Raw genomic sequence first — 22,682 nt, 5'->3', positions numbered from 1 at the left:
AAGCAACAGACATGGCACACGCAGCGTTCTATTCCAGCTTCAAGGACATCTGGCTCGTCGGCGGCGTACGCACGCCCATGGTGGATTACTGCACCAGCTTCAGCCAGCTCTCGCCCACCGACATGGGCATCAAGGTGGCGCGCGAAGTGCTGGCGCGCACCGGCATTGCCGCCACCGACATCGGTTCAGTCGTCGCCGGCAACATGGCGCCCGGCGACGCCTACCAGTACATGCTGCCGCGTCACATCGGCCTGTATGCGGGGGTGCCGATCAGCACGCCGGCCATCATGGTCCAGCGCATCTGCGGCACCGGTTTCGAACTGATCCGCCAGGCCGGTGACCAGATCGAACGCGGCTATACCGAAACCGCGCTGATCGTCGGCAGCGAATCGATGACGCGCAATCCCATCGCCGCCTTCGGCCATCGCAGCGGGTTCAAGCTTGGCGCGCCGGTCGAATTCCAGGACTACATGTGGGAAGCGCTGGTCGATCCGGCCCCCGGCATCACCATGCCGCAGACGGCCGAGAACCTGGCGAAGAAATATGGCATCACCCGCGCCGAGGTCGACGAGTATGCGGCCTATTCCTTCGAGCGCGCCCTGAAGGCACAGGCGGCCGGTTTCCATGCTGGCGAGATCGTGCCGGTGGTCAACGAGACCTTCCAGCTGGATGGCTACAACGATCGCCACATCAAGCTGCAGGGCAAGATCAGCGAAGCCGCCGCCGATACCCATCCGCGTCCGTCGCCCGTAGAAGTGCTGGCCAGGCTGCGCGCGCTCTATCCGGATGGCGTACAGACCGGTGGCAACAGCTCGGCCCTGGTGGATGCGGCGGCGGCCACCATCGTGGCCTCGGGGGATTACGTGCGCCGCCATGACAGAGAGCCGCTGGCGCGCGTGGTCGCTGCCGCAGTCGCTGGCGTACCGCCCGAGATCATGGGCATCGGCCCGGTACCGGCCATCCGCACGCTGCTGGAACGCAATGGCCTCACGGTAGCCGACATCGGCTGCTTCGAAATCAACGAGGCGCAAGGCGCGCAGATCGTGGCCGTTGAACGTGAGCTGGGCATCGACCGCGAGCGCCTCAACGTCAACGGCGGCGCCATTGCCCTGGGCCACCCGCTGGCCGCGACCGGCGTGCGCCTGTCGATCACCGCCGCACGCGAGATGAACCGCCGCGGCGCGCGCTACTGCGTGGCCTCGGCCTGCATCGGCGGTGGTCAGGGCATTGCCCTGCTGCTGGAAAACCCCTCGGCCTCCCACTGAACCGTTCATTCGAGAAGGACATTCTTCATGCAACTGCAAGGACAAGCCGCCCTGGTGACGGGCGGCGCCTCCGGACTCGGTGCTGAGACCGTGCGCCAGCTGGTGCAGGCCGGCGCCCGCGTCTCCATCCTGGACGTCAACATGGAAGCGGCCCGGGCCTTGGCCGAAGAACTGCGCTGCCATGCCGTGCGCTGCGACATCACCGACAGCGCTTCGGTGCAGGCTGCCCTCGATGCCGCGCAAGAAGCCAACGGCGTGCCGCGCATCCTCATCAACTGCGCCGGCATCGGTGGCGCAAAACGCATGGTGGGCAAGGATGGCAGCCCGATGCCGCTGGAGGATTTCAGCCGCATCGTCAACGTCAACCTGATCGGCACCTTCAACGTGATCCGCCTGGCCGCTGCCCGCATGGCGGCCGCCGAAGCGCTGGCCGAGGGCGAGCGCGGCGTCATCGTTGCTACCGCCTCGGTAGCGGCCTTCGATGGCCAGGTCGGACAGGCCGGCTATGCTGCCTCCAAGGGCGGCATCACCGCCATGACCCTGCCGCTGGCGCGCGACCTGGCGCAATACGGCATCCGCGTGGTGACCATCGCGCCGGGCCTGTTCCTGACGCCCTTGCTCTACAAGCTGCCGGAAGAGGTGCAGCAATCGCTGGCCGCGTCCATCCCCTTCCCCAAGCGCCTGGGCAAAGCAGAGGAATATGCGCAGCTAGCCCTGCACATCGCCACCAACCTCTCGCTCAATGGCGAAGTGATCCGTCTCGATGGCGCATTGCGCCTGGCGCCACGTTAAGGATTGAGGAGCAGGCATGAGCAAGACCATCATTCATCCGGTGCGCGTGGAATTCGGCGATTGCGATCCGGCCGGCATCGTCTATTTCCCCAATTTCTTCCGCTGGTATGACGCGGCTTCGCGCAATTTCTTCCATGAATGCGGCGTGCCGCCCTGGCGCGAGACCGAAAAGACGCGCGGCATCATCGGCACGCCGGTGGTGGACATCAGTTCGCGCTTCGTGCGTCCCGCTACCTATGGCGACCGCATCGGAGTGCATTCCACCATCGTGGAATGGAATGACAAGACCTTCGTGATGAAACACGAGATCAAGCGCGATGGCGAACTGCTGTGCGAAGGGCGCGACGTGCGCGTCTTCGCCATCCGTCATCCGGATGATCCGAACCGCATCAAGGCGATCCCCATTCCGGCGGATATCAGGGAGATGTGCAGCTGAGGCCATCCGGCGCAGATCTGGCAGCAAACGAGAGGCGGCAGCAAGCCGCCTCCGCAATAAATCGATCAGTCGATCAATACAAAGGAGACGGAGATGAAAACGAAACTGGCAATCAAGGCAGGCGTGCTGGCAGCGATGCTGGCCTGTGCAGGCATGGCGCATGCCGAACTGACCATCGGTGTGGTGATGTCGCTGACCGGTCCCGGTTCGGGCCTGGGCATTCCGGCCAAGAACGGCTTTGCGCTGTGGCCCGAGACCATCGCCGGCGAGAAGGTCAAGATGATCATCCTCGACGACGCCACCGATCCCACCCAGGCCAGCAAGAATGCCCGCCGCCTGGTGGCCGAGGACAAGGTGGATCTGATCATCGGTTCGGCCGCCGTGCCGCCCACGCTGGCCGTGGCCGACGTGGCGCTGGAAGCGCAGACGGTGCAGCTGGCCATCTCGCCTATCGAGACTGCTGAAGGAAAAGACGCCTGGACCTTCCGTCTGCCGCAATCGACCGCCGTCATGGCCGGTGGCGTGGTGGACCAGATGAAGAAAATGGGCGTAAAAACCATCGGCTTCCTGGGCTACTCCGACTCCTATGGCGAGAACTGGCTCAAGGAAGTGCAACGCCTGGCCACCGCGGCCGGCATGAAGATGGGCACGGTGGAACGCTTCTCGCGCGCCGACACCAGCGTCACCGCGCAAGCCCTGCGCGTGGTCAGCTCCAATCCGGATGCGGTGCTGGTGGTGGCTTCCGGCAGCGGCGCGGCCATGCCGCACAAGGCCCTGATCGAACGCGGCTACAAGGGCAAGATCTTCCAGACCCACAGCGCCGCCTCGCGCGACCTGATCCGCCTGGGCGGCAAGGACGTGGAAGGTGCCTACGTCATCTCGGGACCGGCCGTGGTGCCGGAAGCCCTGCCGGACAGCAATCCTTCCAAGAAGCTGGCGATGGATTTCGTCACGCGCTACGAGAAGCAGTTTGGTGCGGGCACGCGCAACCTCTTCGCGGCTCACACCTACGATGCGCAACTGGTGCTGCAAAAAGTGGTGCCGATGGCGCTGAAGAAAGCCAAACCCGGCACGCCTGCCTTCCGTACGGCCTTGAAGGAAGCGCTGGAAACCGCCGGTCCGATCCAGATCTCGCAGGGCACGCTGAACTACTCGCCCAAGGATCACTTCGGCCTGGGTGACGATGCGCGCATCATGCTGACCATCCAGAACGGCAACTGGAAGGCCGTCAATCCGTAAGCGCTACCGTTCTTCCTGCGCGGCGGCGCAGGCACTCCACCCTGCGCCGCCGATTTCCTGCTTGATGTCTTTCGCTTCGTCGCCGATCCATGGACTCCTCCATCGCCGCCATCCTGACCCTGGATGGCCTGACCAACGGCATCGTCTATGGCCTGATCGCCATTGCACTGGTGCTGGTCTTTACGGTCACCCGCATCCTCTTCATTCCGCAGGGGGAATTCGTCGCCTATGGCGCGCTCACCCTGGCCATGCTGCAACAAGGCCAGCGTCCCGGCCCGCTGTGGCTGCTGCTGGTGCTGGCCGTGTGTGCGGCCGGCATGCAGGCCGCCTCGCTGCTGCGCGCCGGCCAGGCCGCGCTGTTGCCGCGTGCGCTGCTGGGTACGCTGGGCATACCCGTCGCCATTGCCGCACTGGTCTGGTGGGCCGCGCCCCAGCAGTTCGCATTGCCGGTGCAGGTGCTGCTGACGCTACTGCTCATTACCGCAATCGGGCCGCTGATGTATCAGGTGGTCTATGAATCGATGGCCGATGCCAGCGTGCTGCAACTGCTGATCGTCTCGGTCGGTATCCACCTGGCCATGACCGGACTGGGGCTGGTGTTCTTCGGCGCCGAGGGCTTCCGTACGCCAGCCTTCTGGGATGAGCGCTGGAGCCTGGCTTCATTGACGCTCAGTGCCCAGACCGTGGTGGTGGTGGTGGCCGCAGCCGCGCTGCTGGTGGCGCTGTGGCTGTTCTCCGGACGCACGCTGTATGGCAAGGCGCTGCGCGCTACGGCGGTGAACCGCCTGGGGGCGCGGCTGATGGGAATCTCCACGACGCTGGCTGGCAAATTGTCCTTTGCCGTCGCAGCGTTTATCGGTGCTCTGTCGGGCGTCTTGATCGGTCCGATGAGCACCATTTTTTATGACTCGGGTTTCCTGATCGGCCTGAAGGGTTTCGTCGCCGCCACCATCGGCGCGCTGGCAAGCTTCCCCGCAGCCGCAGGAGGCGCGCTGCTGGTGGGCCTGCTGGAATCCTTCAGTTCCTTCTGGGCCAGCGACTTCAAGGAGGTGATCGTATTTCTGGCGCTGCTGCCGATTCTGCTCTGGCGTTCGCTGGTCACACCGGCGCATGACGAGGACGAGGAATGACCATGAACAAACGACTTCCCCTCTGTGCCCTGCTGGTGGTGCTGGCCCTGTTCCCGGTGCTGCCCACGCCACAGTTCTGGGTGATCCAGGCCAACTACATCGGGCTGTATGCGCTGGTGGCCATCGGGCTGGTGCTGCTGACCGGCATCGGCGGCATGACCTCCTTCGGCCAGGCAGCCTTCGTCGGCATGGGTGCCTACACCACCTCCTATCTCACCACGGTGCATGGCGTGTCGCCCTGGCTGACGCTGCCGCTGGGCTTGCTCATCACGGGCGTGTCAGCCTATGTGCTGGGCCGCATCACGCTGCGCATGTCGGGCCACTACCTGCCGCTGGCCACCATCGCCTGGGGCATCAGCCTGTACTTCCTGTTCGGCAAGGTGGACTGGCTGGGCAAGTATGACGGCATCTCCGGCATTCCCGCGCTGCAGCTGGCGGGGGTGGACCTGGCCAAGGAGCGCCACCTGTATTACCTGATCTGGGCCATCGTACTGGCCGCTGCCTGGGTCTCGCTGAACCTGCTGGATTCACGCGCCGGCCGGGCCATCCGCGCCCTCAAGGGCGGCCGCTCGATGGCCGAGGCCATGGGGGTGGATACGGGGCGCTACAAGATTCTCATCTTCGTCTTTGCCGCGCTGCTGGCCTCGGTCTCGGGATGGCTGTTCGCGCACATGCAGCGCACCGTCAATCCTTCGCCCTTCAGCCTGTCCATGGGCATCGAGTATCTGTTCATCGTGGTGGTCGGCGGCATCGCCCATATCTGGGGTGCGCTGCTGGGTGCGGGCGTATTGAAACTGCTGTCGGACCAGTTGCAGGTACTGCTGCCGGCGCTGCTGGGCGATGGCGGCAGTTATGAAAGCATCGTCTTCGGCCTGATCCTGATCCTGCTGCTGAAATACGCACGCGGCGGACTGTGGCCGTGGGTACGCGCGCTGTGGCTGCGTGCCTTCCCGGCCGCCCTGGCACCGCTACGCGTGGCCGGCGCGGCAACGATGGACAAGCGCAATGGCCCGGCGCGCGGTGCGCCGCTGCTGCAGGTGGACCAGATCAACAAGCGCTTCGGCGGGCTGGTGGCGGTCAATGACGTGTCCTTCAACGTGAAGGCGGGCGAGATCGTCGGCCTGATTGGTCCCAATGGCGCGGGCAAGTCCACTACCTTCAACCTGGTCACCGGCCTGCTGCATGCCAGCGGCGGGCGTGTCAGTTTCAACGGCCGCGACGTCGCGGGGCTGCCGGCACGGGCCATCGCACGGCTCGGTATCGCCCGCACTTTCCAGCACGTGCGGCTGCTGCCGGGCATGACGGTACTGGAGAACGTGGCGCTGGGCGCGCACATGCGCAGCCAGCAAGGCTTCCTGCGCAATACGGTCAATGCCATGCTGCATCTGGAACGCGCCGAAGAGAAGGCGCTGCTGGACGAAGCGGCACGCGCCCTGCATCGTGTCGGCCTGCACCACCTGATGCACGAACAGGCCGGCAACCTGGCGCTGGGCCAGCAACGCATCCTGGAGATCGCCCGCGCGCTGTGTTGCGATCCGCTGCTGCTGTTGCTGGACGAGCCGGCCGCCGGTTTGCGCCATCTGGAAAAGCAGGCGCTCTCCAAGGTGCTGCAGGAACTGCGCGCCGATGGCATGAGCATCCTGCTGGTGGAACATGACATGGAATTCGTCATGGAACTGACCGACCACATCGTGGTGATGGAATTCGGCGCCAAGATCGCCGAAGGCACGCCACAAGAGATCTGCCGGCATCCTGCCGTGATCGAAGCCTACCTGGGTGGAATCGAATGAGCGAACTGGTCCTCGACGTCGCGCAGCTGCGCGCAAGCTATGGCAAGGTGCAGGCGCTGCACGACATCCATCTCAAGCTCGAACGCGGCAGCATCGCTACCGTGATCGGCCCCAATGGCGCGGGCAAGTCCACACTGCTCAATGCCATCATGGGCGTGCTGCCGGCACAGGGGTCGGTGCGCTACCAGGGGCAGCCGGTGGAACGCTGGAGCCTGGAACAGCGCGTGATGGCCGGTATCGCCCTGGTGCCGGAGCGGCGCGAACTGTTTTCCAGCATGAGCGTGGAAGACAACCTGCTGCTGGGCGGATTCCGCCGCCTGCGGCTGCGGCAGGCCCAGCCGCTGGACCAGCTGGCGACGGTATTCGACCTGTTCCCGCGCTTGAAGGAGCGCCGCACCCAGCAGGCCGGCACGCTCTCGGGCGGCGAGCGCCAGATGCTGGCCATCGGGCGTGCCATGATGGCCAAGCCGGAACTGCTGATGCTCGATGAACCCAGCCTCGGGCTGGCACCGCGCATCGTCAAGGAAATCCTGCACATCGTTTCCGAACTGCGCACGGCCGGCATCTCGGTACTGCTGGTGGAACAGAATGCGCGCGCGGCCTTGCAGACGGCCGACTATGGCTACGTGCTGGAACTGGGCAAGGTCACCATGCAAGGCGAGTCGGAGAAACTGGCGGGCGATCCGCAGGTGATCCAGGCCTATCTGGGATTCGGCAAGAAGGCGGAAGCCGAGGTGGTGGCGGTTTCCTGAGCCCTGACGTTTTCTGCACCACGGTATGACAAAAAAACATGACACGAGGAGACGACCATGAAAAAGCTGTTGCTGCTGCTGGCTGCACTGACCCTGAGCTTCCAGGCCCACGCGGCCAGTGATGCCGACAACACCACGCTGGTCCCCCCGCAACCCAAGCTGGCCTTCCTGGCGCGCTTCTCGGTGGACCTGGTGGCACCGGTCTGGGAACTGGGCAAGACCTCCGACCTGGGCCGCCGACGCATCATCCCCATCACCGGCGGCAGCTTCAAGGGACCGCTGATCAATGGCGAGATCCTCAACAACGGTGCCGACTGGCAGACCGTGACCGCCGACGGGCTGGCCATCATCGATACGCGCTACCTGCTCAAGCTCGACGATGGCGAGCTGGTCTACCTGCAAACCCGCGGCGTGCGCTACGGGCCGCCGGAGGTGATGGCCGAGGTGGCCAAGGGCAAGCCGGTCGATCCCTCGCGCTATACCTTCCGGCTGTTCATGAACTTCGAAACGGCCTCCAGGAAATATGACTGGCTCAACCGTGCCATGGGCGTAGGCTATGCCATGCGGCTGGGCAATGCGGTGGTGTATGACGCCTACCTGCTGAACTGAGACGCGGAGAATGACGATGCATTACGCCCCACCCCTGCGCGACTTCGGCTTCGTGCTCGATGAAGTGCTGCAGGCACCGCAGGTCTTGCGCGCCCTGCCGGCCCATGCCGAGCTCGATGGCGAACTGATGATGCAGGTGCTGGAAGAAGCCGGACGCTTCGCTGCCGATGTGGTGGCGCCATTGAACGGTATCGGCGATCAGGAGGGCTGCCGTTTCAATCATGGAACGGTCACCACGCCAACCGGATTTGCCCAGGCCTACCGGCAATACTGCGACGGCGGCTGGCCGGCACTGGCCTGTGCGCCCGAGCATGGCGGGCAGGGCTTGCCGCACGTGCTCGATTGTGCGCTCTATGAAATGCTGAGCGCAGCCAATCACGGCTGGACCATGTATCCCGGCCTGCTGCATGGCGCCTATGCCTGCCTGGCCGCACATGGCTCGCCCGAGCTGCATGCGCGCTATCTGGAGAAGATCGCCAGCGGCCAATGGCTGGCCACGATGTGCCTGACCGAAGCCCAGGCCGGTAGCGACCTGGGCCAGCTGCGTACGCGCGCCCTGCCGCAGGAGGATGGCAGCTATCGTCTCACCGGCGACAAGATCTTCATCTCCGGTGGCGAACACGACCTGACCGACAACATCGTGCACCTGGTGCTGGCGCGTCTTCCCGATGCGCTGCCGGGCAGCCGTGGCCTGTCGCTGTTCCTGGCGCCGCGCGTGATGGCCGATGGCGGCCGCAATGGCGTGCACTGCACCGGTATCGAACACAAGATGGGACTCCATGGCAGCGCCACCTGCAGCCTGCATTTCGAACAGGCGCAGGCGTGGATGGTGGGCGAACCGGGACGCGGACTGGCCGCCATGTTCGTGATGATGAATGCCGCGCGCCTGCACGTGGGCGCACAGGGACTGGGACTGGCCGAGGCCGCGTACCAGCGCGCCAGCGCCTATGCGCGGGAGCGCCGCCAGTCGCGTGCACCGGGCTCGTCGGCGACCGATCTGATCGTGCGCCATCCGGCGGTGCAGAAGCTGTTGATGGAGCAGCGCTGCCGCATCGAGGGAGCGCGCCTGCTGACCTGCTGGGCTGGCCTGCTGCTGGACCTGGCCGAGCATGATACGGAGGCGGCGATGCGCCGCCGCCATCATGAGCGATTGGAATTCATCACGCCGGTCATCAAGGCCTTCCTCACCGATCAGGGATTCCAGTGTGCCAGCCGCGCGCTGCAAGTCTTCGGGGGACACGGCTACGTGGTCGAGACGGGCATTGAACAATTCATGCGCGACGCTCGCATCACCATGATCTACGAGGGAACCAACGAGATCCAGGCGATCGACTTCCTGATGCGCAAGGTACTGGGCGATGAAGGGAAGAGGCTGGACGATTTCCTCGCGCTGGTGAGGGCAGATGCCGATGATGCGTCTTCGTTTGCGGATCAGGCCCGATTGCTGGCCAACGCTGTGGACAAATTAAGGGGATTTGCCGCTCGCCTCGCTGCGGCTGCGGTGCAGTCGCCCGCTCTGCCCTACTACGTGGCCGATGAGATGCTGCGCCTGACCGGCCATGTGGCCCTGGGCTGGATGTGGCTGCGCGCCGGACGGCGGGCGGTGTCGGCCATGGCCTCGGACCCCGCCTGGTATGGCGGCAAGCAGGATGCTGCGTGCTATTATTTCGCCTTTGTGTTTGCGGAAGTCCACCAGCTGTCCAGCGTGATCGAAGGCTGCCTGGCGACCGGGCTGCCGCCTCTTCCCACCGACCTGGACCACCATGCTGCCCAAGAAGCCGGCTGATTTCGATTCCGACGACGATGCTGCGCAAAGCGAGGCGCTGGACCAGCAACTGCTGTTGAGCCTGGTCGGCTACAACTGCCGCCGCGCCTACATCACCATCATGCCGCTGTTTGAAAAGCGCATGGCCAAGTTCGAACTGCGACCGGTGGACTTCACGGTGTTGAGCCTGTTGAAGGCCAATCCCTACATCAACCAGAAGCGCCTGTCCAAGGCCATCAACGTCTCCCCGCCCAACCTGGCCACCTTGCTGGACAAGCTGGAGCAGCGCGGCCTGGTCATGCGCCAGCGCAATCCCCAGGACCGCCGCTCACAGGTGCTGGCCCTGACCACGGCCGGCATGCGCATGTGTACCAAGGCCGAACAGACTGCCATCGAACTGGAACTCAAGGCCACCGAGATGCTGTCGGACGCCGAGCGCGCCCAGCTCATCGGCTTGTTGCAGAAGATGTTCCTGCCGCAGTAGCCGGTTCACTATCACAAACAATCAACGCAGGAAGACCAGCTCGGCGTAGCTGGGATTGGCGTGCGCGCGCTGGTATTGCTTGAGGTCTTCCAGGACCTGGGCGCGCGTGAGGCCGGTCTGGCCGGCCTGGGTGGCCGATGCGGTGCTGGTGGTAGCGGCGGACGCGGCCTTTGCCGTGGCCGTGCTGGCGCCGTCGTCGGCGTAGACGGCCTGCGCGGCCAGGCTGGTCAGCGACAGCGCGGCGATCAGGGCGAGTTGGTGGGTGAAAGTGGTGTTCATGTTCTGCTCCCTGGAATGCAAGCGGATGCAGCGTGATGCGTATCTCTTAACGATGCTTCATTCCCATGCAAGAATTTTATAGATCCTCGTTCATGAGAAAAACTTGGACTGCCGCAATGCTCTTTTTCACTGGGTGAAAGAATTCCGTCGCGAATCTTTCTTTTCGGCAATTAAGTGGTATGACAAATGATGAGTTGCACTGTTTTTCACCTCTTTCCTTGCGCTTTCGCATCGGCCGACTGCCTTCAAAATTGCTAAATCATATAAACAATAATGAAGGAACATGCATGAAAATCGGCACCCGCCTCGGCGGCTCCTTTCTGCTTGTCACGTTGCTGGCCTGCGTGCTCATTGCAGCTTCCCTCCTGACACTGACCCAGATCGGGCGCCATTGGACCGTCTTTTACGGCACGGTGCTGAGCAAACAGGCTTACGCCACCCAGGGCTATATCAAGCTGGGCGACGGTGTGCATGACTTCAAGGATTACGTGATACGCGGCAAGGACTATGACAAACGCTTCCTGGCCGATATGGATGAGATCGCGCGCCTGACGGCCGAGTACCGCAAGCTGGGCATTGAGCAGCCCAAGGAAGAAGAGCTTCTGGAGAAGATTCGCTCGGGCGAACGCCAATACCGTGAAGCGCTGGCCAAGGCCCAATCGATGAAAGCGGCTGGCGCGTCGGTGGCCGAGGTCGATGCTGCCATTGCCGGTGCTGACAAGGCGTTGGGCGCAGGCTTTGCGGGACTGCTGGAGATTGCCCATGAGAACGCCAATGGCACCGGCCAGGAAATCTCCAGTGCCATCCACAGCGGGCAGTCCGTCGAACTCGGCGTCGGTGCGGTCGTGGTGCTGCTCGCGACGGCATTGGCCGTGCTGGCCACCCGTTCCATCACCCGCCCCTTGCATGAAGCCGTCACCGTCGCCAAGACGGTGGCCACCGGCGACCTCAGCAGCCGTATCGTGGTCACGCGCAAGGACGAAGCCGGCGAGTTGCTGCAGGCCCTGAAGGAGATGAACACCAGTCTGCAGCGGGTAGTCGGTGGTGTGCGCACCGGCAGCGATACCATCGTCACCGCCTCGACCCAGATCGCCGGCGGCAACCTGGACCTGTCGGCGCGTACCGAACAGCAGGCCAGCTCGCTGGAAGAAACGGCTGCGGCGATGGAACAGATCACCTCCACCGTGCGCCGCAATGCCGACCATGCGCGCCAGGCCAACGCCATGGCGGGCTCGGCCTCGGAAGTCGCGTCGCGCAGCGGGCTGGTGGTCTCCGATGTGGTCAGCACCATGGACGAGATCCAAGCCGCTGCGCGCGAGATTGCCGACATCATCAGCGTGATCGACGGCATTGCCTTCCAGACCAACATCCTGGCCTTGAATGCGGCGGTGGAAGCCGCACGCGCGGGCGAACAGGGGCGCGGCTTTGCGGTAGTCGCCTCGGAAGTGCGCAGCCTGGCACAGCGCTCGGCGACGGCGGCCAAGGAGATCAAGGACCTGATCGGCAAATCGGTGGAGAAGGTGGAAGCCGGCAGCCAGCTGGTCAAGAATGCCGGGACGACCATCGAAGAGCTGGTGGTGAGCGTGCGCAACGTGACGCAGATCATGAGCGAGATCTCGGCCGCCAGCGGCGAACAGGAAGCCGGCATCGAGCAGGTCAACCAGGCGATTGCGCAGATGGATACGGTGACCCAGCAGAATGCGGCGCTGGTGGAAGAAGCGGCCGCCGCCACGGAAGCACTCAAGGAACAGGCACGCAGGCTGGCGGAGTCGGTGAGCGTGTTTCGGCTGGGGGTGGGGAGGATGGCGTGAGGGGGGACTGTCTCGCCGCCTTTGACGATATCTGGTCGTAATTCCAACGCAATCCATGCGCACTGTTTGAAAACCGGACCCGCGCAAACGTGATGCTTACCAGCGCATCCGGTCAGTTGGGTGCAACAAGAGCATCGGCCTGCAGCCGGCGGACCGCTGCGGCATTGATGTCGTCGCTCTTGCGAGTCTCTTCTTCTTTCTTGGCGTCGGTCTTGCCGAAAGTATCGACGGAGCGTGTCTGGAAATACAAAGTCGCCGACAGCACATGGTCGTGCCAGCTGGTAAGCATGGTGTCATGGACCAACAGGTCGAACAGGGCCATCACCTTGTCGGGTAGCGGGCTCTTGCCATTGGCGGCATTGATCCAGGCATCGGCCAGCGTGATCTGCTCGGGCGTCATGAGAGGACGTGCTGGTTGGTAGGTGGGCTTCTGGCCGGCGCGATCCATGAAAGCGGTCGGGTGCTCGTCAACGTACTTCTGCCACTTCATCTTCCGTTCCGGTTCGTCGTCCTGCTGTTTCTGATAGCGGGCCCGTTGCTGTACGACTTCCTGGGCCTCCTTGTCCAGGCGCTCCCAGACACTGACAAAGGGGCGATGCACTTCCAAAATGGTATTTGGCATGTTCCGGGTTTCATCATCCTGAGCCGCGAACAGCTCTGCCATGGCGCGGCCATAGCCTTCGCGGTCGGTCGAGGCCGTGCGGCGCGCCTCTGCGAACGCCTTCTCCGCACGTTCACGCCGTTGGCGCCGTTGATCCTGGGCAGCGCGCACTGCGTCTGCATGCGTAGTCACGGATTCGCGGAATTCCTTGGACTGGTAGCGCACCGCCAGCCAGGAAATGAAGACGCTCATGTGCTTGAGAAAATCCAGGCCTGGCGTGCGCGGAACGACGGCGCGATAGGCGTTGACCAGTTCCATCATGTGGTAGCTGGATTTGTCGTCGACGATGGGAGCAGCCAGTGAGAATTTTTGAAATGTCTGAGTCTTATAAATCGCAAGATCCTCCATGCGGTCCATCATGACGCCAGAAATCAGAGCCTCATGCAGCATGTCCCGGAGAGGAACTCGTTGCAATTCCCCACGAAAGTTAAGCGTTCCATCCGGGGAACCGCCTGTAACGTCTTCGCTGGTACCCGGATAAAGAAACTGTTCTCCGCGAGTTTTTTCCAAGCTATCGAGGCGCTGATAGAAACGTAATTCATGAGCCGCCGCGAAATGTACGCAACGCCGTACAGCAGGCGGTATATCCAAAGCACGATCGCCATAGTTTTGCTTGATCACACCGACCAATGGCAGAAAACCGATGAGTTTGTTTTCCTCCATGATCGAAGCGACGCTATCCAGCAATCCGACGAACTTGATTTCGATCAGGCTGCCTTCAATAGCCAAGTCCTGTTCGTTGGCGCGCTTGTAGATCCGAGCCAGTTCATTGACGAACGCACGAGCGATGACACATCCCCGGTCGGCACCAAAGACACTGACCTGCATACGCTGAACCTTGGAAATCTTGCCCTTGGCATCCGCGTAGGCGGCCTTGAACTGGTCCAAGGCGGCACCGAGCCTTACATCAACGCCTGTTCCAAAGAGACCGGCGCTGGCGGCACTGTCGCGCACCATGGGAATGGAATCGGCCACCACATCGGCCATCAACACCTTGGCGGCAGACCAACTGGCTTTAAGGGGATTTTTCTTGAGGTCGTACAGGAAGCCGCGCAATGATGCCTTGCCACGCATAACCCAACGATCACCGCTGGCCATGCTCAGCATTCGCCGCACATTACCGGGTAAAGCCTTGGTTTCCTTGATCACGTCCTTGTATGCCTTGACCACTGGACGAAAAGACATCTCAGTCAACGAGTCCTTCAATACCTTGCCGCCCAGCTTCATCGGATCAGTAACACCTGTTACTGTCTTTACCGACTTTTCCACGTGATCATAGCCGGTGATCTTGCTCGCCGCAGACAGGGCGACGCCACCCGCATTCTTCGCAATCTTGGTAACGGCGCGAACGAGATCACGGTTAGCTGCGTCCTTGTTGAGAGGTGTCCCCAATCCTGAGTAATAGAAACTGTACCAGAACTGATTGTCTGGCCGACGAGTATCTTCATTATCTCTGTGCGCTTCCCACAGGCGGCAGATATTCGAATAACGGGACGTCTGGGGATCATCCATATCTCGATTTCTGCCAAAGCCATCAAAAAAGAATCCGACGTGTATATCAGCTTGGCAAGTAAGTTTCTCTGCCTCTTTCTGCTCGACCCTCGCGCCTGCCATTTTTACAGCAAGGTTCGGCGGTGAACGGTCTTCCTGACTTATTTGGGAAGCATCTCTTTCTCCGGTAATGCTAGTCATGGGTGCTACTCCTTGCCATTGAAAGAAAAAATCCTAAAGTCATTTACAAGAGTCTCTGGAAGACTCTTCATCTCTTTGCCGAAATCCCCCGGTTTTCCCTGTGTCTCTTTTAGAATTTTCTGCACCTGCGGGAATCGATCAAAGTCGGGGTTAACCAATAAATAGAACCTAACAAACTGCACCAAATCCTCACTATCCGTAAGGCGATACTTTTTCCACGCTTCACTGGCAATACGTGCCGTCCGCCTGAACAATTCTGCTTCATTCAGTTTTCCGGCCGGATCAATTTTTTTTCCATACTGCTCCAGAAGAGTTCGATGAACGGTTCGGTAACTGATCCGAGAACCTCCCAAATCACTCCTGAATTCAGGCTCGACATGAGCATCTGGGTAAAAATGTAATCCTAATATTCTGGTGCCGGCGTCACTTTCCAACTTAGTCGGAGGAATATGAATATCTTCCTTGAAACTAATGTATTGAATTGGTTTGTAGAGATCCTTGGAGGCGACATCTGCGTCATACATCTTCCACTCAACGCTAAATTCTGTGCCTTGCAATTGATAGCAACAGCTAAGCCTGCCCGCACCAGACCCAGGCATCAAATCTCCGCCGCCGCTCGCCTGATTTCCATAATTGTCGGTAATAACAAATCTGGACAGGTTGTAAGGCGTGTAGTTGAACGCCTCCAGACTCAAGCCACTATAGGTCGGTTCGGAAGAAATCCCATCACATCCCCCCAACGCCAATATCATCGCAATTGCACTGAGCAAGGCGCCGCCATTTTTTTTCATCCGATCTCCTGTTATCTCAATTTCCTGTTCACGCCGTTTCAGCAGAAACTTTCATGATCTATCCGCCTCACCTCCCAGTTTCCGTTAGGGGATCTGGCGTATCTCGGCAATAGCCGAAGCGGGTAATTGTTTCATCGCCGTCGCAAAAGCGCCTGGCTTTCCCTGTGTCTCTTGCAAGATTTTCTTCACCTGCGGATATTCATCAAAATTATTTTTCACCAACAGAGTGAAATACACATACTGCTCCAAGTCTGCATCATCTATCAGACGATATTTAATCCAGCCCTGTCCCGCCAATCTTGCGGTCCGTCTAAATACTTCAGCGGAGTTAAGCTGTTCGCCCGGGTTAATCCGCTGTCCGTATTTGGTCACGATTTGATAGTTGATGGCGCCATAATTAAACCGAGACCCTCCGAGATCCGACCGAAACTCTGGCTCAATATGACCATCAGGATAAAAATGCAACCCCAGAATCCTGGTGCCTGAGCCCCCTTCTATCTTTGTCGGCGGAATATTTACCTTGGTAGTCGACCTAATTTTTTTGATCGGCGCATAAAGGTCACGCGAAGCGATGTCTGCATCATATGCCTTCCATTCCACTTCGAACTCAGTCCCCTTCAATCCATAGCAGCATGACAACCGCCCTTCACCGGAACCTGGAGGCAAATCCCCCCGCCCGAGGCTCGGTTCCCGTATTTGTCCTTAATCACAAAGCGGTCCAGGTTATAAGGCATGTAATTAAAGGCTTCCAGGCTCAAGCCACTATAGGTCGGTTCGGAAGAAAATCCATCACATCCCGCCAGCACTACCAGCATCGCACCAACAGCAAGTTTCGCTATTACTACGATCTTCTTCGCATCCATGGCACAGACCTTTGCCAGCCGCGGGCAGCACTGCAACGCGCCGCCACTCATGCCGCTGCATCCTGCCTGCCAGCAGCATCTTCCTTCTCCCACAAGGGAAGATCGGTCGCATAGATATCATCCGGCAGCCCCTGAATGGACGCAGCGAAGGCACTGAATCCGGCCGGCGGGTCTTGCAGCAAGGAGGCGAAGGCAGGATGCCGCCAGGCGGCACCCGCGGTGTACAAGGCGGGCAAGAGGCACTGGATCTGGCGCTCGGTATCGTCTATCCCCACAGCGCAGAGCTGGTCGACATGTGCCTGCATGAACGTTGCCAGCCGTCCGCGCGCCACGCGCGCGAGCTCGGGGGCAATCAGCAACTGCAGACGATTGATCAGGGTATCGACCTGCGAGGCATGCATCAGTTGCGCAAACTGATGGTCATCGAGTTGCACCAATGATCGGCCCAATGCAGGTTCGGACAGGGGCTCCATGCGGTCTACCAGGCGGTCCTGGATAAATGTCTGCACACGCGCCGTGCGGTCCAGGCAGGACAGGTTCGCCAGCGGGGCACAGAACTGCGTGTGTTGCTCTGGCGTGAGGCAGGCAAGCCATTGCGGAAGGATGCGGGTATCGTACCAGCGCAACAGCATGGTTTGGCCCTCGCTCAGATCCACGGTATGGAACAGCCGCAAATGAGCTGCCAGCGCATCAAGCGGCAAGGGTGATGCCACCCAGGACAGGCAGGGATGCTCAAGGCCCATTGACCAGAGCCATTCACACAGACGCTGCAACGCACCGTCCTGCACGGAGTCCAGATCGATCAGCAAGGGGGCGATTTCGGGAAGGATGGCTTCTCTCCGTCCTTCGAACAATGAAGCATGACGCACACCCTGCAGGGGACGCTGACGGAATGCGCCCTCCACCGGCGCGCTGTCAAGCAGGGCAAAACGGTGCAGTGGCGCTTGCGCGGGCGCATGAAGCCAGTCCAGCAGGGGTTGGCAGGCGTGATCGGTCATACCAGTACTCCCGGCGCACCCTGCTTCATCGCCGCGAGGATGCATTCCTTGCAAACGCTATTGGGCAACACCGGCATCGGCACCTGCTGCTGTACCGGTCCCTCAAACACCTTCTGCCCCGCATGAATGGTCAACTTCCCCGGACACTGCACGATGATATTGCCGCCATCGATGGTGATGTTGGCCCCACCCGCCGTCGACAGCGATATCTTCTTGGCCGCCGCCCAATCCACACTGGCATTGGTACTCACCACGCTCAACTGATCGCGCGCCTGCATGGCCAGCGTATCGCCTTGCGCCTGAACATCGATATTCTGCTGCGCGGCAATCATCTGCAAACCCTGTCCACCCTCGCCCGCCCCCACCGCGCCGGCCAGCACACCCAAGGCCTGCCCGCTGCGCACACGCAGCTGGTTGCCGCTGACGTGCTGGCTGTCATGACCCGACAGCAGACTCACCGTCTCGCCATTGGCCAGTTGCAGGTGCTGGCCAGCGACCACGCCCAGGCCTTCGCGCGCGGCGATGCCGATCAGGGCCGAGGTGCTCTGCGGTAGCTTGCCATCGCCCGGCTGCGTATTGGCGTCAGCCACATCGTCACCGCTTTTGTCGGGAACACTATCGACCATGCCGGCAGCCGCCGTGCGGATGGCCTGGAGCGGCGCGGCGCTGTCGTTGATGACGCTGGCATTGGCCTGCGCCGGGCCGACATGGCTGGCCATGGCGACCGTCTTGTGAGTGACGGCGGCCTGGTTGAAAGTCTCGCCCAGCAGCGCGGCCTGCTTCAGCAGCGCAAGGCCGCCGGCATTGTCACCGGCCGGGTCGCGGCTGGCGGCGCCATGTTGGATCTGATAGCTGGAGAACAAAATGCCGCTGCCCGCGCGAATCGCACCATAGGCATCGGTGCGCAGTTCCGCTCCCGTTCCGCGGAAGCTGCCCCGGTAGTTGTCGGCCGTGTGAATCAGGTGGCCGAGATTGAGTTCGGTGGCGGCCTGCGAAGTCTTGAGCTGGATGCGCCCCTGGGCATCGGTATCGTCAAAGAGCAGCTGGTTATAGCCGGTGCCGCCAAACTCCTTGGAGCGGATGCCCCATTGGGCAGCGGCGTTGCGGTGGCCGTCGCCATCCTGACTGCCGCCATGCCAGGTCGGTGCATTGCCACCGGCCAGATTGCCCTGTCCGCTGGCAGACAGGTCGGTGGCGCTGGTGAAGACCTTGCCGCGCTCCTGCTCGCTGCTCTGGGACGCCTCGCCACCGGGTGTGGGTGCAGATGCGCCTTCGCCCTGGCCGTTATAGAGCGCACCCAAGATGATGGGGCGATCGATGTCATCTTCCAGGAACTGCACCAGCACCTCCTGGCCAATACGCGGCAGGAACTGCATGCCATTGCCGCCACCAGCGGCGCGCTGGGCCACGCGCACCCAGCAGGTGGCGGCCGCGTCGTTGTTGCGGCCCTGCCAATGGAATCGGATGCGCACCCGGCCCAGGTGGTCGCAGTGGATTTCATCGGCGCCGTTGGCCGTGCTTTCGCCGTTGGGACCGACCACGATGGCGCTCTGGCTGCCCCTGGCGGTGGCGCCGGCGTGGCGGTAGAGGCCAGTACCGTCAGCCAGGATCGGGCGCCATACGACATCGGCACGAATCGCCTCGAACGTATTGGCGTAACCCAGCTTGCGCGCTTGCGCAATCACCGCATCCATACCGGCCGGATCGCTCGCCGGTAACGAATCCGGACGCAAGCTGCCTTGCGCGCCCTGCTGCTGCGCCTGGCATGCAGCAATACATTCTTCGAGTAGCGGCGGCAGCGGGCCAAACAGTTCTGCCAGGCCTTCCTGGGCATCCTTGGGCAGATTGTTCACCCCCACGCTCACCACCGACAGCACCGCATACTCCACCGGCTTGCCGGTGGCAGCGGACAGGCCCAGCGGGCCCTGGGTCAGTGTGAAGCGGGTGCCGGGACGCAGCGTGCGTACGGTGCTGCGCGCCTGCCACAGCTTGTTGCGCGCCTCGCTGGCCTCCAGATGCAAGCGCGCGTAGCGGTCGGCCTCGGCGGCATTGCGATAGGCGTAGAGACCGGGGCTGTCGTAGCTTTCCAGGCGGGGCGCATCCTCGTGGCCGAATTCGTGGCGGGTGGGCATGCTGGTGGCGACCGCCTGCTTGCTCTTGTAGTCGTAGGAAAGCAAGGTGAAGGAAGCAGGCTGCAAGCTGCGGCGCGCAGCCAGGGTCTGAATGCTGTCCTGCTGCTCGCGGGCGCCACCGGCATGAAAGCGGATGCCTTGCCCGCCCAGGCTAGCGGCACTGCTGGCATCCTCGGGGAAAGCGGTGGTCTGGGAAGAGTCCGCAAAGAGGACCAGGCGATGACCGGCAGCGGCCTCGCCGGACTCTTCCACGCGCCAGGACAAGCCCTCGGCAGCCAGCAGGCGGCTCACGAAATCGAGATCGCTTTCGCGGTACTGCACCGTGTAGCTGCGCGGCGCCAGATCCTGCAGGAAAGGCATCGCTTCGTCGGACCAGTGCCAGCCAGCATGCGGGGCATAGCCCGCGAAGACGTCCTCGATGATCTCGACGACGCTCTTGTCCTGCCACACGCGGCTGTTGCGGGATTGGCTCAGCAGCCAGATCCACGGCACCAGGCGCAGCCGATAACGCGCGAAGCCACCTTCACTGCCGAGCTTGGCGGCTTCGTTGACCAGTCCGGAAAAACTGGTGCTGCTGCCGTCGGCCAGGCTCACCTCCAAACTCGCCTTCTGGCCGATCAAGGCGTTCAGCGAGAGGCTTGCATTCAGGCTCAGGGCGATCACCTCGCGCACGCCGACCGCGTGCACGCCTTCGGAGGCGGCGAAGGCCTCCACCAGCAAATCGCCGGAAGCTACGCCCTCTCCCAGGGAAAGGCGATAGAGACGGGTCGCGCTGGTGAATTGCACCAGCTGGTTCAGCAGCTCAGACATCGGTCACCGGTTGTGCAGGATGAGGAACAGGTTTCAGATCATTGATCGCCATAAGGCGCCCGGGTGAAGCGGCTCGCTTCAGTTGTTCGCATCGGCGACCTTGCAGGCGGGATCGCTGTCCCAGCGGCCCGAGCAGATACGCCAGCGGCAGAATTCACCTTCGACGAAGCCCAGCGCATGGCAGCGTTGCAGCAGCGAGGCCGTGCTCTCGCCGTTGCGGCGTTCCACCACGTCGACGTTGCGGGCCTCTTTCTGTCTGGGGGCGCTGACCTGGGGTGGAACGGGCTTCTGCGGGGCGTCGCTGTTGCCACCATTGCCGCTCTTGGCGGGGGGCTTCTTGTCGGTCTCGCCAGAGCGGGCGACCAGGGCCTTGATCAGATCGACGTCGCTGTCATTGCGGTTGTCGGCCTTGGCGCTCTTCTTCTTTTTTTCATCGTGCTGGGCGCTCTGCCTGGAGGGCTTCTCGGATTTCTCGGGCTTGGCTTCCAACGCATTCCTCAGGGTGGCCGGTGGCGGCTTGACGCCCTCTTCCAGCGCCGAGGTCAGTTGATCTGGCCCGCGTGGTGCGGGGGCGGGCGCAACGTCGGGGGCCGGCGCATTGGTGTCGTTGATGACGGCAGCATCGGCGGGCGCTGCAGCGGGCTCGCTGACCGCACCAGGCGCCGGCGTGGCCGCAGGTGCCGCCGAAGCCAGCGGAGGCACGGGCGGCGCCGATGACGCTTGCACGGGGCCGCTTGCACCGTCATGACTGTTCATGCGCAGGGCCGCCAGCGTGACCCCGCCTGCCACCAGCAACAGCAGCAGGACGATGGCCAGCACGCGGCGTGGCTTGCGCGCTCCGGTGCGGGCACTGCTGCGGGCATTGTTCTTTCCATCCGAAATCGAATTGAGGATGCGAACTTCATCCGCAGACGAAGTGTCGGATGCAGGCATCAAGCTCGGTCTTCTGGACGCAGGTTTCTCTTGGTTCGGAGGCTGCAAGGCCGTACTCCTGTGTTATCCAACTTGAAACAAGTTGTTTGATTTTTATTGATTTTCCGTTTCCTGCCAGTCTCGCGCGATCACTCGCCAGTGAGCCGGCTCAATTCCAGAAACGTGTCGGCGTCCGCACTTCAAAGCCTCCCAGCGCCGGCCAGAATAAAAAGGGGATTCTTCGTGTTGTTCCTTCTCATTGCCGCCTATCTGCTGGTCACCGGTTTTGCCATGTGGCTGCTGCTGTTTCCATCCGGCAGAGTGCTGACGCTACGCTTCCTGCACGCCCGGCTTTCCGGTCTGCGGTCCTGGTGGGAACGCTGGAACAGAAGAGGCGATGAGGTGATTGCAGGGACCGCATCGAATGTCCGGAGTTCCCTGACAGCGGGTGTGAACTACGTGCGCGGTAATTACGTAATCGTGTCAACCATCGCTATCTTGTTGATCGGTCCCGCCGTCATTGCTTTTCTGTTAAGCGGGAAGTCCATGCTGCAGGGATTCGACGACACCCAGCGCGTGACCAATTCTCAAATCGCGGAACTTTTGAAAGGCGAGCAACTCGTACCACCGCCGCCCTTGCCGCCGGACATGTTTACGACGGCAGAAGTGGTCCAGGTCCGTCCGATGCTGGTCAATGCCAGCCGCAACTGGCAACTGCTCAATCCTGAATACGCCCAACGCCTGCTCCTGGTCTTCAAGATCATGAAGGAAAAGCATGGCTACGAGATGGCGCTCATCGAGGGTTATCGCAGTCCGGAGCGCCAGAACATGCTGGCCGGGATGGGTGGCAACGTCACCAACGCAGCAGCTTTCCAGAGCTACCACCAGTATGGCCTGGCTGGCGACTGTGCGTTTGTCCGCAACGGCAAGCTGGTGATCAGCGAAAAGGATCCGTGGGCCATGGAGGGTTATCGCCTCTATGGCGAAGTCGCCGAATCGGTAGGACTGACCTGGGGTGGCCGCTGGAAGCTGATGGATTTCGGCCACACCGAATATCGCATGCCGGGCGTGATGAAGAAGCAGTGAAGCTTTACGCGGAGACGTTCATCGCGATCCGAACAAAGAGAGACCGTAAAAATACAAGGGGAACCACCATGAGCAAACCGATCATCGTCCTGGGAGACAAGACCTCGCACGGCGGCAGCGTCATCGAAGGCTCCGGCCAGACCCTGGTCGGCAACAAACTGGTGGCGCGCATTGGCGACAAGGTGAGTTGCCCGCGCCATGGCACCACCAGCATCGTCAGCGGCGACCCCACCATGGTGGTGGATGGTTCGCCGGTGGCGCGTGATGGCGACAAGACCGCATGCGGCGCGGTGCTGATCGCCGGCCAGGCCACCACGACGCTCTGAGCAGAGCAGACCATCACGACAGGGGCAGGGCTCACACAACAATAAAAATCCGGAAAGCG

At 61.9% G+C, this 22,682-nt stretch carries 21 protein-coding genes; 13 read left to right on the top strand and 8 right to left on the bottom strand.

What is annotated here, in order from left to right:
* The first annotated feature begins 11 nt into the window (after positions 1-11).
* From ACVC5H_RS04900 to ACVC5H_RS04855, 10 genes are all read left to right on the top strand, one after another.
* Positions 12-1,265 (top strand): thiolase family protein, encoded by a 1,254-nt coding sequence (locus tag ACVC5H_RS04900; protein ID WP_489621265.1) that lies wholly within the window; start codon positions 12-14, stop codon positions 1,263-1,265.
* 27 nt (positions 1,266-1,292) lie between these two features.
* On the top strand, positions 1,293-2,057 hold the full coding sequence (locus ACVC5H_RS04895; protein ID WP_489621264.1) for an SDR family NAD(P)-dependent oxidoreductase: 765 nt from the start codon (positions 1,293-1,295) through the stop codon (positions 2,055-2,057).
* Positions 2,058-2,073: 16 nt separating this feature from the next.
* The gene (locus tag ACVC5H_RS04890) at positions 2,074-2,493 is read left to right on the top strand and encodes an acyl-CoA thioesterase (protein ID WP_489621263.1); all 420 of its coding nucleotides are present in this window, start codon (positions 2,074-2,076) and stop codon (positions 2,491-2,493) included.
* A 93-nt stretch (positions 2,494-2,586) separates the two neighbouring features.
* Complete coding sequence (locus ACVC5H_RS04885) at positions 2,587-3,732, top strand: ABC transporter substrate-binding protein (protein WP_489621262.1); 1,146 nt, start codon at positions 2,587-2,589, stop codon at positions 3,730-3,732.
* A gap of 89 nt (positions 3,733-3,821) precedes the next feature.
* Complete coding sequence (locus ACVC5H_RS04880; protein ID WP_489621261.1) at positions 3,822-4,862, top strand: branched-chain amino acid ABC transporter permease; 1,041 nt, start codon at positions 3,822-3,824, stop codon at positions 4,860-4,862.
* Positions 4,859-6,652, top strand: a complete 1,794-nt coding sequence (locus ACVC5H_RS04875; protein ID WP_489621260.1) for a branched-chain amino acid ABC transporter ATP-binding protein/permease — start codon at positions 4,859-4,861, stop codon at positions 6,650-6,652. Before ACVC5H_RS04880 ends, ACVC5H_RS04875 begins: the two co-directional genes overlap by 4 nt.
* Positions 6,649-7,404 (top strand): ABC transporter ATP-binding protein, encoded by a 756-nt coding sequence (locus tag ACVC5H_RS04870; RefSeq protein ID WP_489621259.1) that lies wholly within the window; start codon positions 6,649-6,651, stop codon positions 7,402-7,404. Before ACVC5H_RS04875 ends, ACVC5H_RS04870 begins: the two co-directional genes overlap by 4 nt.
* Before the next feature lie 57 nt (positions 7,405-7,461).
* A complete protein-coding gene (locus ACVC5H_RS04865) occupies positions 7,462-8,013 on the top strand; it encodes a DUF3237 domain-containing protein (protein WP_489621258.1) in 552 nt (183 codons plus the stop codon).
* Between the two features lie 10 nt (positions 8,014-8,023).
* Complete coding sequence (locus tag ACVC5H_RS04860; RefSeq protein WP_489621257.1) at positions 8,024-9,799, top strand: acyl-CoA dehydrogenase; 1,776 nt, start codon at positions 8,024-8,026, stop codon at positions 9,797-9,799.
* Complete coding sequence (locus tag ACVC5H_RS04855; protein WP_489621256.1) at positions 9,777-10,262, top strand: MarR family winged helix-turn-helix transcriptional regulator; 486 nt, start codon at positions 9,777-9,779, stop codon at positions 10,260-10,262. Before ACVC5H_RS04860 ends, ACVC5H_RS04855 begins: the two co-directional genes overlap by 23 nt.
* Before the next feature lie 21 nt (positions 10,263-10,283).
* On the opposite strand, the gene ACVC5H_RS04850 is transcribed toward ACVC5H_RS04855, so the two are convergent.
* Positions 10,284-10,541: a hypothetical protein gene (locus ACVC5H_RS04850; RefSeq protein WP_489621255.1), complete on the bottom strand. Its 258-nt coding sequence runs from the start codon at positions 10,539-10,541 to the stop codon at positions 10,284-10,286.
* A 287-nt stretch (positions 10,542-10,828) separates the two neighbouring features.
* On the opposite strand from ACVC5H_RS04850, the gene ACVC5H_RS04845 reads away from it, so the two are divergent.
* Positions 10,829-12,352 carry a methyl-accepting chemotaxis protein gene (locus ACVC5H_RS04845; protein ID WP_489621254.1) on the top strand — a complete coding sequence of 508 codons (1,524 nt, stop codon included), beginning with the start codon at positions 10,829-10,831 and terminating at the stop codon, positions 12,350-12,352.
* Between the two features lie 112 nt (positions 12,353-12,464).
* Here ACVC5H_RS04845 and ACVC5H_RS04840 read toward each other — a convergent pair whose 3' ends face one another.
* From ACVC5H_RS04840 to ACVC5H_RS04810, 7 genes are all read right to left on the bottom strand, one after another.
* On the bottom strand, positions 12,465-14,705 hold the full coding sequence (locus ACVC5H_RS04840) for a T6SS phospholipase effector Tle1-like catalytic domain-containing protein (protein WP_489621253.1): 2,241 nt from the start codon (positions 14,703-14,705) through the stop codon (positions 12,465-12,467).
* A 5-nt stretch (positions 14,706-14,710) separates the two neighbouring features.
* Positions 14,711-15,496: a DUF3304 domain-containing protein gene (locus ACVC5H_RS04835; RefSeq protein ID WP_489621252.1), complete on the bottom strand. Its 786-nt coding sequence runs from the start codon at positions 15,494-15,496 to the stop codon at positions 14,711-14,713.
* Between the two features lie 84 nt (positions 15,497-15,580).
* Positions 15,581-16,096 carry a hypothetical protein gene (locus ACVC5H_RS04830; protein WP_489621251.1) on the bottom strand — a complete coding sequence of 172 codons (516 nt, stop codon included), beginning with the start codon at positions 16,094-16,096 and terminating at the stop codon, positions 15,581-15,583.
* Positions 16,097-16,113: 17 nt separating this feature from the next.
* Positions 16,114-16,359 (bottom strand): hypothetical protein, encoded by a 246-nt coding sequence (locus ACVC5H_RS04825; protein ID WP_489621250.1) that lies wholly within the window; start codon positions 16,357-16,359, stop codon positions 16,114-16,116.
* 47 nt (positions 16,360-16,406) lie between these two features.
* Positions 16,407-17,357, bottom strand: coding sequence for a DUF4123 domain-containing protein (locus ACVC5H_RS04820; protein ID WP_489621249.1), 951 nt, complete (start codon positions 17,355-17,357; stop codon positions 16,407-16,409).
* Complete coding sequence (locus ACVC5H_RS04815) at positions 17,354-20,299, bottom strand: type VI secretion system Vgr family protein (protein ID WP_489621248.1); 2,946 nt, start codon at positions 20,297-20,299, stop codon at positions 17,354-17,356. The genes ACVC5H_RS04820 and ACVC5H_RS04815 overlap by 4 nt, the downstream gene beginning before the upstream one ends.
* 78 nt (positions 20,300-20,377) lie before the next feature.
* On the bottom strand, positions 20,378-21,232 hold the full coding sequence (locus ACVC5H_RS04810) for a hypothetical protein (protein WP_489621247.1): 855 nt from the start codon (positions 21,230-21,232) through the stop codon (positions 20,378-20,380).
* Positions 21,233-21,454: 222 nt separating this feature from the next.
* Here ACVC5H_RS04810 and ACVC5H_RS04805 point away from each other — a divergent pair, with 222 nt between their 5' ends.
* Both ACVC5H_RS04805 and ACVC5H_RS04800 read left to right on the top strand, forming a co-directional pair.
* Positions 21,455-22,297: a M15 family metallopeptidase gene (locus ACVC5H_RS04805; RefSeq protein WP_489621246.1), complete on the top strand. Its 843-nt coding sequence runs from the start codon at positions 21,455-21,457 to the stop codon at positions 22,295-22,297.
* 68 nt (positions 22,298-22,365) lie between these two features.
* The gene (locus ACVC5H_RS04800) at positions 22,366-22,623 is read left to right on the top strand and encodes a PAAR domain-containing protein (protein ID WP_338716528.1); all 258 of its coding nucleotides are present in this window, start codon (positions 22,366-22,368) and stop codon (positions 22,621-22,623) included.
* The last annotated feature ends 59 nt before the right edge of the window (positions 22,624-22,682 follow it).

It is taken from the genome of Herbaspirillum sp. Her3 (assembly GCF_057961275.1).
This window is presented reverse-complemented; position numbering and strand designations above follow the sequence as displayed.

Coding starts and splice junctions, on each gene's coding strand:
- ACVC5H_RS04860 (WP_489621257.1), top strand. CDS start 8,024: ATGACGATGCATTACGCCCCACCCCTGCGCGACTTCGGCTTCGTGCTC.
- ACVC5H_RS04885 (WP_489621262.1), top strand. CDS start 2,587: ATGAAAACGAAACTGGCAATCAAGGCAGGCGTGCTGGCAGCGATGCTG.
- ACVC5H_RS04850 (WP_489621255.1), bottom strand. CDS start 10,541: ATGAACACCACTTTCACCCACCAACTCGCCCTGATCGCCGCGCTGTCG.
- ACVC5H_RS04845 (WP_489621254.1), top strand. CDS start 10,829: ATGAAAATCGGCACCCGCCTCGGCGGCTCCTTTCTGCTTGTCACGTTG.
- ACVC5H_RS04815 (WP_489621248.1), bottom strand. CDS start 20,299: ATGTCTGAGCTGCTGAACCAGCTGGTGCAATTCACCAGCGCGACCCGT.
- ACVC5H_RS04855 (WP_489621256.1), top strand. CDS start 9,777: ATGCTGCCCAAGAAGCCGGCTGATTTCGATTCCGACGACGATGCTGCG.
- ACVC5H_RS04835 (WP_489621252.1), bottom strand. CDS start 15,496: ATGAAAAAAAATGGCGGCGCCTTGCTCAGTGCAATTGCGATGATATTG.
- ACVC5H_RS04820 (WP_489621249.1), bottom strand. CDS start 17,357: ATGACCGATCACGCCTGCCAACCCCTGCTGGACTGGCTTCATGCGCCC.
- ACVC5H_RS04890 (WP_489621263.1), top strand. CDS start 2,074: ATGAGCAAGACCATCATTCATCCGGTGCGCGTGGAATTCGGCGATTGC.
- ACVC5H_RS04875 (WP_489621260.1), top strand. CDS start 4,859: ATGACCATGAACAAACGACTTCCCCTCTGTGCCCTGCTGGTGGTGCTG.
- ACVC5H_RS04865 (WP_489621258.1), top strand. CDS start 7,462: ATGAAAAAGCTGTTGCTGCTGCTGGCTGCACTGACCCTGAGCTTCCAG.
- ACVC5H_RS04810 (WP_489621247.1), bottom strand. CDS start 21,232: ATGCCTGCATCCGACACTTCGTCTGCGGATGAAGTTCGCATCCTCAAT.
- ACVC5H_RS04895 (WP_489621264.1), top strand. CDS start 1,293: ATGCAACTGCAAGGACAAGCCGCCCTGGTGACGGGCGGCGCCTCCGGA.
- ACVC5H_RS04880 (WP_489621261.1), top strand. CDS start 3,822: ATGGACTCCTCCATCGCCGCCATCCTGACCCTGGATGGCCTGACCAAC.
- ACVC5H_RS04800 (WP_338716528.1), top strand. CDS start 22,366: ATGAGCAAACCGATCATCGTCCTGGGAGACAAGACCTCGCACGGCGGC.
- ACVC5H_RS04840 (WP_489621253.1), bottom strand. CDS start 14,705: ATGACTAGCATTACCGGAGAAAGAGATGCTTCCCAAATAAGTCAGGAA.
- ACVC5H_RS04825 (WP_489621250.1), bottom strand. CDS start 16,359: ATGGATGCGAAGAAGATCGTAGTAATAGCGAAACTTGCTGTTGGTGCG.
- ACVC5H_RS04870 (WP_489621259.1), top strand. CDS start 6,649: ATGAGCGAACTGGTCCTCGACGTCGCGCAGCTGCGCGCAAGCTATGGC.
- ACVC5H_RS04900 (WP_489621265.1), top strand. CDS start 12: ATGGCACACGCAGCGTTCTATTCCAGCTTCAAGGACATCTGGCTCGTC.